Below are 16,544 nucleotides of genomic sequence, written 5' to 3' on the forward strand. Positions count from 1 at the left end.
TGCTGCCCCCGACTTCCAGGGAGATTGTTTTATGATCCTGCATTGCGTTTTTCTTAGACTAAAAGCCGCCCTGACACAGGATGAGAAGACCGCGCTCTTCGACTCTGTCGTCGCCTTGCAGAAGGTCATTCCGGGCATTGTCGATGTGAAATATGGGCCAAACGTATCGCCCGAAGGCTTGCATGGCGGCTTCGCCGATGGATTTGCCGTCACCTTCGAGAGTGTGGAGGCGCGTGATGCCTATCTCATCCATCCCGAACATGTGGCTGTCGGCGAACGCATCGTTTCCTCCACCGACGGCGGTCTGGCCGGCCTAATGGTTTTTGATTTCAATCTTTGAAATAGCCGCCAGGATCCGGCCGCAGACGGGGTAAGCCTGCGACCGGATCCGGTCGATCAGCTCGATTTCGCCATCGCAGCGGCGAGCTGGTCAACGTTATAACGGAACATTTTTTCGTAAGTCGAAGCCGGCCCGTTGGCCTTTGAAAGCGATTCGACATAGAGCTCGCCGCCCGGCTCGGCGCCGGTTGCCTTGGCGACCTGCTTGACGAGGCGCGGATCGTTCGAATTCTCGAAGAAATAGGTCTTCACATGCTCGGTCTTGATCTGCTCGATCAGCTTGGCGACGTCGGCGGCCGACGCTTCCGTCTCCGTCGAAACGCCGAGCGGCGAGAGGAAGTTGACCTTGTATTCGCGGCCGAAATAGCCAAAGGCGTCATGGCTGGTCAGCACCTTGCGGCGATCGTCCGGGATCTTGTCGAACTTGCCGTGCGCATAGGCGTCAAGCTCCGTCAGCACCTTCGTATAGCGCTCGGCATTGGCCTTGAAGTCGGCGGCGTCAGCCGGATCGGCGGCGGAAAGAGCCTTTTCGATATTGGCGACCCAGACCTTCACATTGACCGGGCTATTCCAGACATGCGGATCGGTGACGGTCTTGCCATCGTCGACCATGGTGCGGGTGTTGACGCCTTCGGAGGTGACAACGGGCGTTCCCTTGTAGCCGGACGCGGTAATCAGCCGGTCCATCCAGCCTTCCAGGCCTTCGCCGCTGACGAAGACGACCTTGGCGGCATTCAACGTCTTGGCATCGGCTGGCGAGGGCTCGAATTCATGGGGGTCGCCATTCGGGCCGACGAGGCTCGACACCTTCACATGATTGCCGCCGACCTGCTTGACGACATCGGCAAGCACGGTGAAGGACGCAACGACATTGAGTGTCTCGGCGGAGGCTGGTGCAGCGACGCCGAAGGCGACGAAGGCTGCCGCGGCGGCTGAGAGAAGCAGTCTCTGTTTGTTCATGTGGGTCTCCTTGTTCAGATTAGCCCCGGAGATGGGGACGGGGGAAGAGCCGCCGGGCAAGGCCCGAAGGTGCGAAGAGAATGGAGAAGCCGTAGATCAGGCTGGCGGTGATGATGATGGTCGGGCCTGATGCAAATTCGAGATGGTATGATGCGATGAGGCCGAGATAGCCTGCCACTATCGCCGTTCCCGTCGCAATCATCATCATGGCGGGTAGGCTGCGCGACCAGAGCTGCGCCACGGCCGCCGGCAGCATCATCAGCCCGACGGCCATCAGCGTACCGAGCGCCTGAAAGCTCGCGACGAGATTGAGCACGACCAGCAGCAGAAACAGGAAGTGATAGAGCGGTCCGCGCCCGCCTACGGCACGCAGGAAGCCCGGATCGAAGCATTCCATGACAAGCGGCCGGTAGATGACGGCGAGAGCCAGCAGCGTCACCGTCGTAATCGCACCGATCTGGTAGAGAGCCGGCGCATCGATTGCCAGAATAGTGCCGAAGAGCACATGCAGCAGATCGATGTTGGAGCCGCGTAGTGACACGATGAGGACGCCGAGCGCCAGCGAGGTCAGATAGAAGCTGGCAAAGCTCGCATCCTCCTGCAGCACGGTTGCGCGGCTGACGAGCCCGGAGAGCAGCGCCACCGAAAGGCCGGCCACCAGACCGCCAAGCCCCATCGCGGTCAGCGACAGCGAGCCGGCAATGAGGTAGCCGATAGCGGCGCCAGGCAGAACGGCATGGCTCATGGCATCACCCATCAGGCTCATGCGCCTGAGCATCAGGAAGACGCCGATCGGGCCGGAGCCGAGGCCGAGGCAGACGCAGGCAATCAGCGCGCGCCGCATGAAACCATAGTCCGCAAAGGGTGCGAGGAAGATATCGTAGACGGTCATTCGGCCGGCTCCCGCTTCACGAGGCCGCCTTCGTCGTGCTCTTCTTCGGGGAGGCATGTCGCGGCCTCCTCATCCCAGCGCTCGGCCATGGCGCGCGCTTTGATGAGGTTCGTTGGACTCATGACATCTTCCGTCCTGCCCCATCCCACGAGTTTGCGGGCGATCAGCAGCGTTTCGGGGAAATAGCTTCGCACCTGCTCGAAATCGTGCAGTACGGCGATGACCGTGCGTCCCTCCCGGTTCCATCGCAGCACGAGGTCGAGAAGATCGCGCGTCGTGCGCTGGTCGATCGCCGTGAAGGGTTCGTCCAGCAAGATGACACGAGCATCCTGCAGCAGCAGCCGCGCAAACAGCACGCGCTGGAACTGTCCGGCCGAAAGCGAGCCGATATGCCTTTTTTCGAAGCCCGAAAGCCCGACGATGCCGAGCGCCTCGCGCGCCCGCTCGGCGTCTTTCCGCGAGAACCGCCCAAAGGCGCCGGCATTCTTCCAGGCACCGAGCATGACGGTATCGGCAACCGAAATCGGAAAGCGCCTGGCGATATCGGCCACTTGGGGCAGATAGCCAAAATCGTTGCGCGTCAGCTTGCCACGATCGATCGACCCTTCCGCCGGCCGCAGCTCTCCGACGATTGCCTTGAGCAAGGTCGACTTGCCGGCACCGTTCGGCCCGGCAATCGCCGTCAGGCTGCCGGCAGCAAAGCCGCCAGAGAGATGGTGTACGGCTGGGTGACGTTCATAGGTAACGGTGAGATTATTGAAGCGGATCAGATCATTCATGCCAAAGCCACCGCCCAGCCGATAGCAGCCCAAAGCACTGCAATGCCCACCGCCACATAGGCAAGGCGCATCAAAGCCGAGCGCCCCATGAGGGACGAAGCGAAGGGATCACGGTCAAAAGGCATTTCAGGGCTTTCATTATGTAATAACATTACGTGTTGTAGCCGATGAAATGCGGCGAAAAAGAGGCAAAGAGTGAATTGAGGGTTTTGATTACCGGCAATTGGTGCTCACCACTGTTGATGCTATATATAGCGCATTATCCGTTATTCGACGATTCATTGAGCCTGCGGGAGGTGACATATGAATGTTTCTATCGGTGAACGCTGGGAAAAATTCGTTGAGAAAACCGTTGAAGAGGGCCGTTACAGCTCCGCCAGCGAAGTTGTGCGCGAAGGTCTCCGGCTCGTAGAGGAGCGGGAGGCGAAAATCGCAGCGCTACGGCGTACTCTGGACGCATCGATCGATCGCGGGGGCGATATATCTGACGAGGAGCTTGGTGCCGCTTTGGAAGCCAAGGCTGCCGAGCTGGCGAAGGAAGGCCTTTGAGTGCCGCGGCTTCGTTATACGGCCGCTGCCCAGGATAACATCCTGGATATTCTTGCATTTATAACCCGTGAAAGCGGCAGCCCAACGGTCGCTTTGAACTTCACAGCGGAGTTACGCCGCAAATGCGCAAGTCTTGCGGCCTTACCCGGTCAGATGGGCCGTTTGCGGCCAGAACTGAGGGACGACATGCGTAGCTTCGCATTTCGTGGGTACGTGATCTTTTTCCGCTATGTCGACGATGCCTTCGAGGTTTTGAATGTATTCGAAGGACATCGAGATTTCGATACTCATTTCAACGAGGAAGAGTAAAACAAAGGGCGCCTCTTCAAGGCGCCCTGTTTCTTCCATCAAAATCCTAAAGCTGCTCCATCATGGCAGCGGCGCCCGAAACCGTGGCCTGACCGGGGCTTTCCTCGATATTGAGCGTCTTCACCACGCCGTTTTCCACCAGCATGGAATAACGCTTGGAACGAATGCCAAGCCCGCCGGCAGAAAGGTCGGCCTCGAGACCGAGTGCCTTGGTGAAGGAGCCGTCCCAATCGGCGAGGAAGTGGATCTTGCCGAGGCCACCGGACGATTGCGCCCAGGCGCCCATGACGTGCCAGTCGTTGATGGAAACGACGGCGATGTCATCGACGCCCTTGGCGAGAATGGCGTCGCGGTTTTCGAGGAAGCCCGGCAGGTGATTGAGCGAGCAGGTGGGCGTAAACGCACCGGGAACAGCGAAGAGGACGACGCGCTTGCCGGCAAACAGCTGCTCGGTGCTGATCTCGACCGGGCCGTCGGCGGTCTTTTCCTTGAAGGTGGCGGCAGGCAGCGTGTCGCCGATGGCGATAGTCATGGCTCTCTCCTTGGGTCGTTGTTTCGGGGCGCTCGAACGGCCGCCGATGGTTTGAAGACGGTTCAGAGAACTATAGATCCGGCCTATTCGAGCGCAAGGGTGGTTTCCATCGCCCGATCGCCATCGACGACCAGAATACCCCAGCTTTGGCCCTTCGGATCATAATCCTTCGGTAGTTTGCCGATTACCATATCGGCCGAGAAGGAAATTCCCTCCCGCTTCGCATTCGCTTGCTGAAAGAACACATAGCCGGATGGCCCCGTGACATAGATCTCAGGTGCATTTCCGCTCGCTTCCGGCAGTGTCAGATGCAGGGAAAGGCCCTTGCCGTCGTTGGAGAACTTATGGCTCCGGACGGCGAAATCCGGGGAGGGAGGCTGCGGTAGCACGGCCTTTGCCGCATCGAGCAAAGCCAGTTCATGCGAGGTTGGCTGCACATCTGCCGGCAACGGCAGGGAATATTCGGCCTGGAAAGGGATGCAGATATCCTTGCAGAGGCCGATGAAGGCCGTCAGCTCAAGCTTTGCCGGCGCCTTGCCGGTGACGCGCAGATCGAGCGGAAACGTGACCGGCGCGTCGTAGCCGATTTCCTGGATGGGGCCGACGCGGATCGGCTTCGGCGCGGGATAGTCCGCCCTTTCCAGTGTTACGCCGCTGCCGGCTGCCGGCGTTATTTGCGGCGGAATTCCGCCCTGACCCGGCTCGCGCCAATAGGTGATCCAGCCCGGCTCCGGCTCGATCTGCAAGGCGGCGCGGATATGCCCTTCTGCGTCCGGTGCCAGTGCGATCAGACGCATTCTGCCGCCCTGATTGTCTATCCACTCACTCGTTGCGGCATGAGCCGCCGCGGTGCTGAAAAACAAAGTGGTGAGAAGCGCCGACAGGCGGGCAACGGTACTTATTTCGATCATGGAACAAGGATTTAGCGGATTGGGTCGCCGGGAGCCAGCACGACCGAAGAGGTAAATGATCATTTTCAGTTGATTGATTTATGACATTGCCCCATCTTGGTATGAGGCGGCGCAGTTGCGAACTGCGGTCAGGAGGCACGATGTCCCTATCGACGCTGAAGAATAGACGCGAAAGAGGTTTTCTCGACGGTCAGTTCCTGATCGCCATGCCCGGCATGGAGGATCGGAACTTTCATCGCACGGTTGTTTATATCTGTGCCCATTCCGATGCCGGTGCCATGGGCTTCGTCATCAACCGGGCTCAGAAGCTGACATTCACCGACGTCCTCTTGCATCTCGAAATGATCAAGGACGACGATGCTATCGTGCTTCCGCAGATGGCGCGCGATTTCCCGATCCAGACCGGCGGTCCAGTCGAAAGCGGCCGAGGTTTCGTCCTGCATTCCGACGATTACATCAGCGACAGCAGCATTCCGGTCAGTGACGATATCAGCCTGACGGCGACGCTCGACATCGTCAGGGCCATTTCCAAGGGAAGCGGTCCGAAGCGCGCGACGATGTTGCTCGGCTATGCCGGCTGGGGCGCTGGTCAGCTCGAGGCGGAGATTGGCAACAATGGCTGGCTAAACTGCCCTGCAAACGAAGAATTGATCTTCGATCGCAGCCTCGAGAACAAGTATGATCGTGCGCTGGCTCTCATGGGTATCAATCCGGTCATGCTGTCACCGCATGCCGGTCATAGCTGAGCCGATTTGCGTTGTTTTGGAACGAAATAGCGTGCGTGACGTTTTCCCGATAGAGCGACGGCAATTCCGCTGTCGCAGCCAAGGAGGCGTCAGACATGAGCAGCACGACCGACAAGGTGTCCGGTAAGGCGAATGAAATTGCCGGCAAGGCCAAGCAGATGGCCGGCAAGGCGACGAATGACAAGGAAATGCGCGCCAAGGGCGCTGCACAGGAAGCCAAGGGTAAGGTGCAAACCGCCGTTGGCAAGGCCAAGGATAGGGTCAAGGGAGCGGTGGACCGGATGTGACCGGCTGCTTGTTTGTCAATCCATGGTCGCTGCTCCGTCTGAATTGACGTCGAAGCGGCGATGTTGGGAGGAGGAGCCTGTTACGGAAACGTGGCAGGCTCTTTATTGCCTGCCAATAAGTTTTCCGAGGGGGAGCATGCGGCTTTTCACGTGCGATCATTGCGGACAGCCTGTTCATTTCGATAACAGGCAATGCATTCGATGTGGTCATCAGCTCGGTTTCGTCCCGGATCGCTTGGCGATATATGCCCTGGAAGCAGAAACTGAGACGAACTGGTACCCGGTCTCCGAACAGACCCGGCATGTTCGCTTCTGCGCGAATGCCGAACTCGATATCTGCAATTGGCTCATTGATGCGGACGATCCGCAGCCCTATTGCGTTGCATGTCGGCACAATCGGCTCGTGCCGAACACCGGCACGCAACAAGGTATAGATCGCTGGCGGCGCATCAGCCAGGCGCAGCGGCATTTGTTTTATTCGCTCTTGCGGTGGAACCTGCCGCATCCCGATCGGCAGCAGGACCCCGAAGGTGGGCTCGTCTTCGATTTCCTGGAGGATGAGGTGCAGGGCAATACCGTGGTCCCGGCGATGACCGGTCACGAGGAGGGACTGATCGCCATTCGGGCCGCCGAGGCCGACGATGTGACGCGCGAACAGGCGCGCACCTTGATGAACGAGCCCTATCGCACCTTGCTCGGCCACTTCCGCCACGAGACCGGTCATTTCATCTGGAACAAGCTTGTCCGCGATCGTGGACAATTCGATGCCTTTCGCGCCGTCTTCGGCGACGAGCGCGCCGATTATGGCGCCGCACTCCAGGCCCATTACGACCATGGCCCGCCTGCAAGCTGGCAGGAAAGTTTCATCAGCGCCTATGCCAGCTCCCATCCCTGGGAGGATTTCGCCGAATGCTTTGCGCATTATCTGCACATCGTCGATACGCTGGAAACGGCGCGTTCCTTCGGCCTGGCGATCGATCCCCATCGCTATCACGACATGGCGGCCGAGGTGGATTTCAATCCTTACAAGGCAGAAAGCGCCGAGCAGCTCGTCAGCGCCTGGATCCCTTTGAGCGTAGCGATCAATTCCATCCAGCGCAGCATGGGGCAGCCGGATTCCTATCCCTTCATTCTCTCGCCGCCGGTGGTCGCGAAGCTCGACTACATAAGAGAATTGATCGACAACGCCTGATGAGGCGCCGCACATCGTCGAAGGCGATTCGCGAAGGCCTTAGGCGCGCTTCGTCAGCGGAAAGCGTTCCTTGAGCAGACGGATCACCGAATCCGAGCCCATCGGCGGACCGAAGATGAAGCTCTGGCCGTAGCTGCAGCCGATCTTGGCGAGCTCCAGCGCATCCTCTTCCGATTCGATGCCCTCGGCGACGACGCGCATATTGAGTTCGCGCGCCATGGAAATGACCGAACGCAGCAGCACCGCCTTCTTGTCGCTATCGTCGCGGACCATCGCCTTGTCGAGCTTGATCGTATCGAAGGGGAAGCGGGTGAGATAGGCGAGCGAGGAATAGCCGGTGCCGAAATCATCGAGCGCCAAACCGATGCCGGCTTCGCGTAGCTTGTCGAGCACGAGCCGCGCCTGTTCCGGATTCTCCATCACCTGCGATTCCGTCAGCTCCAGCTTGATGCGGCTTGGATCGCAATGGGTCTTGGCGAGCAGGGCGCGGATATCGTCGTAAAGCTCGTTGTTGAGCAGCTGCACGCTGGAAAGGTTGATGGAGACGAACAGCGGCAAGTCGCCAGTCTGTCGTTGCCATGCCTTGAGGTCGTTCGTTGCCTGCTCCAATGCGAACATGCCGAGCGGACCGATGATGTCGGAAGCCTCCGCGATCGGGATGAATTCCGATGGCGGAATGTTACCGCGCTTCGGATGCTCCCAGCGCATCAGCGCCTCGAAACCTGCGATTTCTGCATCCTCAAGCCGAACGATCGGCTGATAGACGAGCGAAAGTTCCTTGCGTTCGACGGCGCGGCGCAGATCGGTTTCGAGCTGCAGCCGGTCGGTGCCGAAGCTGCGGAAGGCGGGTTGGAAAGGTTCGACGCGGTTGCCGCCGGCGCGCTTGGCGCGATACATGGCGAGTTCCGCATCGCTCAGCATCCCGGCCGCATTTTCCTGCTGGTCGACCCACGAGGTCAACCCGACCGATGCCGTCAAAATGATCTCGCGGTTGGCGAAATTGATCGGCACCATGATCGCCTTGCTGATCGCGTCGGCGAAGTCGGCGACCTTGGCGGGATCGCGTTCGGAAACGAGGATGAGGCCGAACTGGTCGCCCGAAAGACGCGCCAGCGTATCCTGCGGCTTCATCAGGCGGCGAAGGCGACGGGTCAATGCGATTAGGATATTGTCGCCTGCGGCAAAGCCAAGCGTATCGTTGACGAGTTTATAGCGATCGATGTCGATGACCATGACCGTCGGCCGCAATTGATTTCCATCGGAAGCCAGCGTCAGAACGGCTTGCAGGCGATCGAGGAAGACCTGACGGTTCGGGAGCCCGGTCAGATTGTCGTGCACGGCGTCGTGGAGCAATCGTTCGACTGAATTCTTCTGTTCGGTAATGTCGACGATCGTACCGACGCAGCGAATGATCTCGCCGTTCGACCCCAGTACCGGCCGGGCGCGGATCGACAGCCAGTGGAAATGTCCATCCTCCGCGCGGATGCGGAATTCATGGTTCAATCGGCCGCGCCGATGCTCCAGAAGGACGTCGAGCGTCGCTCGGAAGCGGTCGCGGTCGTCGGGATGCAGCCGCGGCAGCCAGTTGCGCGCCGCGCCATGCATGGTTCCGGGCGAGAGGCCGAGCTTCACCGAGATATCGGGCGTCGTCACTACGCGGTCGCGCGCCACGTCCCAGTCCCATACGGTATCGCCGGAGCCCGTCAGCGCCAGGGACTGCCGCTCCAGATCCGAGAACAGGCCCTGCTGGAAGGCGCCGCCGGCAAAGGCGTGCTGCATGACGGTGAAGCCGATCAGCAGGACGATGAGAACGAGGCCGCCGCCGAGTGCCGGCTGGATGATGTCATTGTCGAGCTTGCCCATGACCGTCATCCAGGCGCCGAACAGCCAGACGAGGATCAGCGCCCAGGCCGGCACGAGCAGGATGGCGCGGTCATAACGGCTGAAGCCGAGATAGATGATGAGCAGCAGGCCGGCTGTTGCCGTCAGCGCCAGCGACAGCCGCGCAATGCCGGCTGCAATCGACGGATCGTAGATCGCCACGCCGAAGAGGAGGGCAAGGCCAAGCACCCAGGCAAGTGTCACATAACCGAGATGGGCGTGCCAGCGATTGAGATTGAGATAGGTGAAGAGGAAGATCACCAGGCTCGACGCGAGTGCCACTTCCGCACAGGCGCGCCATATTCGCTGGTCGCTTGACGTGATGCTGATGAGCTTGCCGAGGAAGCCGAAATCGACGCAGATATAGCCGAGCACCGCCCAGGCAAGTGCCGCCGTCGCCGGCAGCATCGACGTGCCCTTGACGACGAAAAGAATGGTCAGGAACACCGCCAGCAGGCCGGCAATGCCGAGCACGATGCCGCGATAGAGCGTGAAAGCGTTGACCGTATCCTTGTAGGCGTTCGGTTCCCAGAGATAGAGCTGCGGCAGGTTCGGTGACGAAAGTTCGGCAACGAAGGTGACGACGGCGCCTGGGTTCAACGTGATACGGAAGACGTCAGCCTCGTCGCTCGGCTGACGATCGAGCGCAAAACCTTCGCTCGGCGTGATCGCGACGATGCGCTGCGAGCCGAGATCGGGCCAGAAGACCTTTGAATTCACGAGACGGAAATGCGGCGCGACGATGACGCGCTCAAGCTGCTCTTCGGAAACGTTGGCGAGCGCGAAAACCGCCCAGTCGCCCTGATGATTGGGCGAAGAGGAGCGAACCTCGATGCGGCGGCGGATACCGTCGGCGCCGGCCGCCGTCGAAACCTGGAAGGCTTCACCCTGATTGGTGTAGATTTCGGTTGTCGCTGTGAGATCGAGAGCAGTATCGTCGCGCGAGATCTTCACGGGCTCGGCTGCATCAGCCATGCCGGCAATCAGCAGCAGCATGGCGGCCGCGAGCGTTGCGATCACGGCGCAAAGCCGGCGGGCCGTTGGCCACGTCTGCATCATTCCGGCGATCATCGCTGGTCGAAGCTTCGGTTCGGGTTGGTGTCGGATGCCAACCTTGAAAACATCACATGGTCGCGCCACTGACCGTTGATTTTAAGATAACCGCGCAAATGACCTTCCCGCTGGAAACCGGCTTTTTCCAAAAGCCGCATGCTACGCTCGTTATCCGGAATACAGGCTGCTTCAATTCGGTGCAACTCAAGTCCGGAAAAGATATAGGGTATAACCAACTGAAGTGCGGCGAACATATGGCCCTGACCGGAGTAGCGCTCGCCCATCCAATATCCGATCATGCAGCTCTGCGCAGCACCTCGGCGAATATAGCCGATCGTGATGCCGCCAACCAGCGTCATGTTTTCCCTGAGAAAAATGAAGAGCGGTATGGCTTGGCCGGAGCTGTATTCCTGCTTTCCGCGGATGATGCGTGCCCGATAGGCGCCCTCAGTCAGCTCGTCATGTCGCCAGGTAGGCTCCCAGGGTTCGAGAAAGCGTCGGCTTTCCGCCCGAAGCTTATGCCATTGATTGAAATCGGAATAGCGCGGCAAACGCAGCAAATAATTGTCGTTTTCGAGTTCAACCGCGTCCGTATGATGTGAGAGAAACCGAAAGACAGATTTTTGCATGCCGCCAAGCACTCCCCCGAGAATTGCACCCATAGGCCCGCGGCGTGCCCTTAGCCGCTTGCGCTTCTGGAGGCAGGGACCGGCGCCGACAGCGAGGTTACGATGTCCTCCATCGGCGCGAGCTGCTCCAGCGGCCCGATCGCAGAAAGCGTCGGTACTGTATCGAAGAACAAGCGACCGGCAAGATCCGTCAGGCGGTCGATCGTGATGCCTTCCAGGCGCTCCAGCATCTCCTGGTTCGGGATGGGGCGGCCATAAAGCATCATCTGTCGTGCGACCTGGCCGGCGCGGGCAGCCGGGCTTTCCTGGCCCATCAGCAGCTGCGCGCGGATCTGGGCGCGGGCGCGCTCGATTTCCTGCTGCTGAATGTCATGCGAGGATTTATGCAGCTCGTCGACAATGACGGGCAGCAGTTCCGGCAGGTTCTCGCCGCCGGTCGCCGCATGGATGCCGAAGATGCCCGTGTCGGAGAAGCCCCAATGAAAGGCATAGACCGAATAACAGAGGCCGCGGAATTCGCGCACTTCCTGGAATAGCCGCGAGGACATGCCGCCGCCGAGGATATTGGCGAGGATCTGCGAGCAGTAGAAATCGCGGGTATGATAGGCGCGGCCTTCGAAGCCGAGCAGGATCTGCGCATCCATCAGATCGCGGGTTTCGCGAATGTTGCCGCCGATATAACGCGCCGGCTCGATAACGGGTGGAGCGGACGGTTTCGTCGGAAGACTGGAGAAGCGCTCCTCGACCTGCCGCACGAAGCTTTCATGGTCGACTGCGCCGGCCGCCACGACGAACATGCGGTCGGTCGTGTAGTTGCGGCCGAGATAATGGCGGATCTGTTCTGGCGAGAAGGAGACGACAGTCTCCGGTGTGCCGAGAATGGCGCGCCCAAGCGTCTGGCCGCGATAGGCGACCTCGGAAAACTTGTCGAAGACGACATCGTCGGGCGTGTCGTTCGCGGCATTGATTTCCTGCAGGATGACCTGTTTTTCGCGCGCCAGCTCTTCCTCGTCGAAAGCGGATTCCGTTAGGATATCGGCAAGGATATCGACGGCGAGCGGCACATGATCCTTCAGCACGCGGGCATAATAAGACGTGGTTTCCGTCGAGGTGGCGGCGTTGACTTCGCCGCCGACATTCTCGATTTCCTCGGCGATCTGCCGGGCGGAGCGCCGCGCTGTGCCCTTGAACGCCATATGTTCGAGCAGATGCGCGATACCGTGTTCTGCCTCGGTTTCGTTACGCGAACCCGACTTGATCCAAACGCCGAGTGCCACGCTTTCGAGGTGTGGCATCGATTGGGTCGCTACTGTCAGCCCGGACGCTAGCCGGGTGCACTCCACTGTCATCGCCTGTCTTTCCGCGTCTGTTATTCGCCGGTCCGGGCATGCTTGCCGATAAAGCTTTCAACGGCTTTAAGTTCCGGATCGAGAATGTCGAAACGCTCCTCCCTGGTCATTAGACCAGCAAGCCACGTCGGAAGCGCCGGGTCAATACCGGATGCGGATTTTACTGCGGCGGGGAATTTTGCCGGGTGGGCCGTCGCAAGCGTCACCATAGGGCTGCTGGGGCGCTCGTTCTTGTCCGCAATGAAGACGCCGATCGCCGTATGCGGGTCGAGCAGATAGCCTGTGTCGGCAAGGGTTTTGCGGATCGTTTCGGCCACCTGCTTCTCGCTCGCGCGGCCGGCGCGGAAGTCCTTCTTGATAAGCTTCAGGGCTTCTTCGCTGACTGAAAATCCGTTCGACTGCTTCAGGCTTTCCATGGCAGCGCGCACCTTGGAGGCATCCCGGCCGTTGGCCTCGAACAGCAGGCGCTCGAAATTGGAGGAGATCTGGATATCCATCGACGGCGAGGTGGTGGCTTTTACCGAGCGCATCTCATAGCGGCCTGACTTCAGCATGCGCGCCAGAATATCGTTCTCGTTGGTGGCGATGACCAGCTTTTCGATCGGCAGGCCCATGCGCTTGGCGACGTAGCCGGCGAAAATGTCGCCGAAATTGCCCGTCGGCACCGTGAAGGAAATCTTTCGGTCAGGGCCGCCGAGAGCAACAGCGGTGGTGAAATAGTAGACCACCTGCGCCATGATTCGCGCCCAGTTGATGGAATTGACGCCGGAGAGCCTCACCTTGTCGCGGAAGGGGGCATCGTTGAACATGGCTTTGACGAGGTTCTGGCAATCGTCGAAATTGCCCTTGATGGCCAGCGCATGCACATTCGCTGCCGTCGACGTGGTCATCTGCCGCTGCTGTACCGACGAGACTTTTCCATGCGGGAAGAGAATGAAGATATCGGTGCGCTCGCGTCCGGCAAAGGCGTCGATTGCCGCGCCGCCGGTATCGCCCGAGGTCGCGCCGACGATGGTCGCCCGCTGGCCGCGCTTCTCCAGCGCATAGTCCATCAGCCGCGCCAGCAGCTGCATGGCGACATCCTTGAAGGCGAGCGTGGTGCCGTGGAAAAGCTCCATGACGAAGCTGTTCGGTCCGGTCTGGACGAGCGGCGCCACTGCCGGATGCCGGAACGTAGCGTAGGCATCATCGATCATGCCGCGGAAGACATCTGCCGGGATCTCGCCATTGGTAAAGGGCGAGAGGACGGCGAAGGCGACATCCTGATAGCTCTTGCCGCGAAAGGCGCGGATTTCCTTCTTCGTCAGGACCGGCCATTCACGGGGAACATAGAGCCCGCCGTCACGAGCAAGGCCGGCCAGAAGAGCGTCGCAGAAGCCAAGGGCAGGGGCTTCTCCCCGCGTTGAAATGTAGTCCACGGTCTAGAATTCCTTTGGTCGCAAAATTGCCTGAGTGATCGATTGAGAGGGTAGAGGAACGAAGCGACGGCGGCCGGTCTTTTTGCGTCGGATCAGCCGCGTGGTTTTCGCGTTTGCGCAAGGCGCGTGGGATCGGCGCCATGTGGCGTCTGTTTGTGGCAATGTGTCGATCTCGAAAAGTGAGCCAAAACGGTGTCTACCCAATCGATTTTTCGCTGCGTCGCTGGTATAGACCATCGCCAAGTGTCATAAAAGGCCCGTTTGACAGGCTGCAGGCCGATTATATGAAATATATGGAGAGGGTGGAATTATAGTGTTTGGCAAGGTTTCGCGTCGTCTTTTCTCCGCTTCGCTTCTGGCATTCCTGACGGGTTGCAGCACTCTCGGCATCGGCGGCAGCAGTGAAAAACAGCCGGCAACGGATGTAACGGTAGCGCCGCAAACCGGAGCCACGACTGCCGCACCTACGGGCGGCCAGACCTATGTTGCCGGCAAGTGCCCGCAGGCGGTCATCCGCGACGAGGATTCGGTCTATCGCACCTACGCCAAGGGCGCCAAGGACGATCCGAACCAGCTGGTCTATCAGGCTTCGCTGGCGCAGGCGACCCGCCAGTGCACCACCGATGGAACAAGCCTCGGCATTCACGTCGTGGCGCAGGGGCGCCTGGTTGCCGGTCCCATGGGCAGCTCCGGCAAGGTAACCCTGCCGATCCATGTTGCGGTCATGGACAATGACAACGCGCTCTATAGCAAGACCATCATGTATATGGCGGAAATCCCGCCGGGCGAAAGCACGGCGCAGTTCCTCTTCACCGACGACGATATTCAAGTTGCTGGTGGCTCGGGCGGCTTCACCATCGTCCAGATCGGTTTCGATCAAGGCCCGCAGAAGCCGGCAAAGGGCGAGAAGCCAGCGCGCAAGAAGCGCCACTAAGGTTGGAGCAGTAGGAAAAGATCACCTTGTCCTTACTGCCGCCGGCACTATGGCCGCAACATCTATTGCCTATTGCCTATTGCCTCAGAGCACGCCGTCCCATTCGGCGAGCGCCATGACCACGCCCGGCAAGTCGGCCATGCGGCTGACGACGGTTTCGGCGCCGGCATCGGTCAGCCGATCGGCGTGCGAAGGATAGGTGTGCGATGCGCCGGTGAAGCCGATGACGCGCATGCCGGCGGCACGTGCCGCCTGAACGCCGTGGACCGAATCTTCGACGACGATCGTATTGGCTGGGCTGACATTCATCTGCTTGGCGCCATGCAGGAAAATGTCCGGCTTGGGCTTTACGCGGTCGGCGCCGAGATCCTTGGCGGAAAAGATATTCGGAGCAAACAGTTTGAGGTAGCCGACCTTCGTCAGCATCATCTCGATGCGGGCGAAGCTGGAATTCGAGCAGATGCAGCGCGGTATCGGCAGGCGTGACAGCGCCAGCGGAACGCCAGGGATAGGCTGAACGTCGCTGGCAAGCGCCAGGTCGAGCAGCTTTTCCGATTTGTCGAGCAGCGAAGCGGAGAGGGGAATACTGGCCTCGCGCTCGACTTCGAACAGGATGTTGCGCCAGGTCATGCCGGCGAAGCGTTCGCCCATTTCCTCGGTGCTGATCGGATAACCCGCATCGGTCAGCAGCTTCGATTCAACCTGCGCCGCGATGATTTCCGAATCGACCAGAACGCCGTCACAGTCGAAGATGATAAGGTCGAAGCCATTGCTCATGAAATTGCTGCCTTTGATGTGGCTGGGTTCGGCACGCTCCAGGAAACCATTGATGTTTCGGGACATGCTCCGAAAAATGACCGCCGGGCTTTACACGATATGTCGGCAAAGCTCAACCAATTGGCGGGCATGGCTGCGCTGCAGTGAGCGAAAAGGTCGAAATGCGCAAAAGAGGTGATGACGATTTCTTGTCGCTCGATATCGGCCCTCGACATCGGATTGGCCCGCCTTTAAGGATCGGCCATGGCCAAGGAGCGCGACGACACCATTGCCAGCCGCATCAGCCGGGTGCTTGCCGACCGCATCATCCGCGGCGAGATCGCGCCCGATGCCCGCCTGCGGCAGGATCACATCGCCGAGGAGTTCGGCACCAGCCATGTGCCCGTGCGCGAGGCGTTCCGGCGGCTCGAGGCGCAGGGGCTGGCGATCAGCCTTCCGCGTCGCGGTGTGCGCGTCGCCACCTTCGATCTCAAGGAGGTCCGCGAAGTTGCGGAGATGCGCGCAGCCCTTGAAGGCCTTGCGCTCAAGCATGCGGCCCCGCATCTGACGTCAGCCATTCTGGATGAGGCCGAGCAGGCGACACGTGATGGCGATGCCGCCGGTGATGTCCACGCCTGGGAGGAAGCAAACCGCCGTTTCCATCGCCTGATCCTGGCGCCTTGCGGTATGGCGCGCCTTCTTGCCGCCATCGATGATTTGCATGCGGCGAGCGCCCGCTTTCTCTTCTCCGCCTGGCAATCCGGCTGGGAAAAACGCACGGATCATGACCACCGCGCCATTCTGGCGGCGCTGCGCCAAGGGCGGGCCGACGAGGCGGCTACTATTCTGCAGAAACATGTGCAATGGATCGGCCGCGCGCCGGTGCGCACACCTGCGGGATCGACACGCGACGCCTTCGCAATCGTCGGCTAAAAATTATAGATAATTTTGAGATACCTCGTAGGGCGTGCCTCGCGAGCTGTGCTCCGCGCGGAGTTTCTTCGTTTTGCCGCTGCTGCATCCCGATC

At 60.0% G+C, this 16,544-nt stretch carries 18 protein-coding genes; 8 read left to right on the forward strand and 10 right to left on the reverse strand.

Going from position 1 to position 16,544, the window contains the following annotated elements:
* The first annotated feature begins 31 nt into the window (after positions 1 to 31).
* Positions 32 to 340: a Dabb family protein gene (locus FBZ97_RS12690; RefSeq protein ID WP_145320895.1), complete on the forward strand. Its 309-nt coding sequence runs from the start codon at positions 32 to 34 to the stop codon at positions 338 to 340.
* 56 nt (positions 341 to 396) lie between these two features.
* Here the strand turns inward: FBZ97_RS12690 and FBZ97_RS12695 are convergent, their stop codons facing one another.
* Genes FBZ97_RS12695 through FBZ97_RS12705 form a run of 3 tightly spaced genes read right to left on the reverse strand, consistent with a single transcriptional unit; the run spans position 397 to position 2,970 of the window.
* The gene (locus tag FBZ97_RS12695; protein WP_113353915.1) at positions 397 to 1,299 is read right to left on the reverse strand and encodes a zinc ABC transporter substrate-binding protein; all 903 of its coding nucleotides are present in this window, start codon (positions 1,297 to 1,299) and stop codon (positions 397 to 399) included.
* A gap of 19 nt (positions 1,300 to 1,318) precedes the next feature.
* The gene (locus FBZ97_RS12700; protein ID WP_145320893.1) at positions 1,319 to 2,191 is read right to left on the reverse strand and encodes a metal ABC transporter permease; all 873 of its coding nucleotides are present in this window, start codon (positions 2,189 to 2,191) and stop codon (positions 1,319 to 1,321) included.
* The gene (locus tag FBZ97_RS12705) at positions 2,188 to 2,970 is read right to left on the reverse strand and encodes an ABC transporter ATP-binding protein (protein ID WP_145320891.1); all 783 of its coding nucleotides are present in this window, start codon (positions 2,968 to 2,970) and stop codon (positions 2,188 to 2,190) included. The genes FBZ97_RS12700 and FBZ97_RS12705 overlap by 4 nt, the downstream gene beginning before the upstream one ends.
* Before the next feature lie 303 nt (positions 2,971 to 3,273).
* On the opposite strand from FBZ97_RS12705, the gene FBZ97_RS12710 reads away from it, so the two are divergent.
* Together FBZ97_RS12710 and FBZ97_RS12715 are read left to right on the forward strand one after the other, a co-directional pair.
* Entirely contained in the window at positions 3,274 to 3,519 is a 246-nt protein-coding gene (locus FBZ97_RS12710) for a type II toxin-antitoxin system ParD family antitoxin (RefSeq protein WP_113331959.1), read from the forward strand.
* Positions 3,520 to 3,828, forward strand: a complete 309-nt coding sequence (locus FBZ97_RS12715; RefSeq protein ID WP_145320889.1) for a type II toxin-antitoxin system RelE/ParE family toxin — start codon at positions 3,520 to 3,522, stop codon at positions 3,826 to 3,828.
* 46 nt (positions 3,829 to 3,874) lie between these two features.
* Here the strand turns inward: FBZ97_RS12715 and FBZ97_RS12720 are convergent, their stop codons facing one another.
* Positions 3,875 to 4,360, reverse strand: coding sequence for a peroxiredoxin (locus FBZ97_RS12720; RefSeq protein WP_145320887.1), 486 nt, complete (start codon positions 4,358 to 4,360; stop codon positions 3,875 to 3,877).
* 83 nt (positions 4,361 to 4,443) lie between these two features.
* Positions 4,444 to 5,271 (reverse strand): protein-disulfide reductase DsbD domain-containing protein, encoded by an 828-nt coding sequence (locus FBZ97_RS12725; RefSeq protein ID WP_113331956.1) that lies wholly within the window; start codon positions 5,269 to 5,271, stop codon positions 4,444 to 4,446.
* A 140-nt stretch (positions 5,272 to 5,411) separates the two neighbouring features.
* Between FBZ97_RS12725 and FBZ97_RS12730 the strand changes: the two genes are divergently transcribed.
* The 3 genes from FBZ97_RS12730 to FBZ97_RS12740 all read left to right on the forward strand — a co-directional run bounded on the left by FBZ97_RS12730 (position 5,412) and on the right by FBZ97_RS12740 (position 7,496).
* Complete coding sequence (locus FBZ97_RS12730; protein ID WP_069613770.1) at positions 5,412 to 6,017, forward strand: YqgE/AlgH family protein; 606 nt, start codon at positions 5,412 to 5,414, stop codon at positions 6,015 to 6,017.
* 95 nt (positions 6,018 to 6,112) lie between these two features.
* On the forward strand, positions 6,113 to 6,304 hold the full coding sequence (locus tag FBZ97_RS12735; RefSeq protein ID WP_145320886.1) for a CsbD family protein: 192 nt from the start codon (positions 6,113 to 6,115) through the stop codon (positions 6,302 to 6,304).
* Positions 6,305 to 6,440: 136 nt separating this feature from the next.
* Positions 6,441 to 7,496, forward strand: coding sequence for a putative zinc-binding metallopeptidase (locus FBZ97_RS12740; protein WP_145320884.1), 1,056 nt, complete (start codon positions 6,441 to 6,443; stop codon positions 7,494 to 7,496).
* 39 nt (positions 7,497 to 7,535) lie between these two features.
* Here the strand turns inward: FBZ97_RS12740 and FBZ97_RS12745 are convergent, their stop codons facing one another.
* Genes FBZ97_RS12745 through thrC form a run of 4 tightly spaced genes read right to left on the reverse strand, consistent with a single transcriptional unit; the run spans position 7,536 to position 13,826 of the window.
* Positions 7,536 to 10,436 carry an EAL domain-containing protein gene (locus FBZ97_RS12745; protein WP_113354079.1) on the reverse strand — a complete coding sequence of 967 codons (2,901 nt, stop codon included), beginning with the start codon at positions 10,434 to 10,436 and terminating at the stop codon, positions 7,536 to 7,538.
* An 8-nt stretch (positions 10,437 to 10,444) separates the two neighbouring features.
* Positions 10,445 to 11,059 (reverse strand): GNAT family protein, encoded by a 615-nt coding sequence (locus FBZ97_RS12750; RefSeq protein WP_145320978.1) that lies wholly within the window; start codon positions 11,057 to 11,059, stop codon positions 10,445 to 10,447.
* Between the two features lie 50 nt (positions 11,060 to 11,109).
* Positions 11,110 to 12,408 (reverse strand): pitrilysin family protein, encoded by a 1,299-nt coding sequence (locus FBZ97_RS12755; protein WP_113353923.1) that lies wholly within the window; start codon positions 12,406 to 12,408, stop codon positions 11,110 to 11,112.
* Between the two features lie 20 nt (positions 12,409 to 12,428).
* On the reverse strand, positions 12,429 to 13,826 hold the full coding sequence (gene thrC / locus FBZ97_RS12760; protein WP_145320882.1) for a threonine synthase: 1,398 nt from the start codon (positions 13,824 to 13,826) through the stop codon (positions 12,429 to 12,431).
* Between the two features lie 313 nt (positions 13,827 to 14,139).
* Here thrC and FBZ97_RS12765 point away from each other — a divergent pair, with 313 nt between their 5' ends.
* A complete protein-coding gene (locus tag FBZ97_RS12765) occupies positions 14,140 to 14,760 on the forward strand; it encodes a hypothetical protein (RefSeq protein WP_145320880.1) in 621 nt (206 codons plus the stop codon).
* A gap of 84 nt (positions 14,761 to 14,844) precedes the next feature.
* On the opposite strand, the gene FBZ97_RS12770 is transcribed toward FBZ97_RS12765, so the two are convergent.
* Positions 14,845 to 15,537, reverse strand: coding sequence for an HAD family phosphatase (locus FBZ97_RS12770; RefSeq protein ID WP_113331986.1), 693 nt, complete (start codon positions 15,535 to 15,537; stop codon positions 14,845 to 14,847).
* Between the two features lie 243 nt (positions 15,538 to 15,780).
* On the opposite strand from FBZ97_RS12770, the gene FBZ97_RS12775 reads away from it, so the two are divergent.
* Entirely contained in the window at positions 15,781 to 16,449 is a 669-nt protein-coding gene (locus FBZ97_RS12775) for a GntR family transcriptional regulator (protein ID WP_145320878.1), read from the forward strand.
* The last annotated feature ends 95 nt before the right edge of the window (positions 16,450 to 16,544 follow it).

This window comes from Rhizobium sp. ERR 942 (genome assembly GCF_007828395.1).
Taxonomy (GTDB): domain Bacteria; phylum Pseudomonadota; class Alphaproteobacteria; order Rhizobiales; family Rhizobiaceae; genus Rhizobium; species Rhizobium dioscoreae.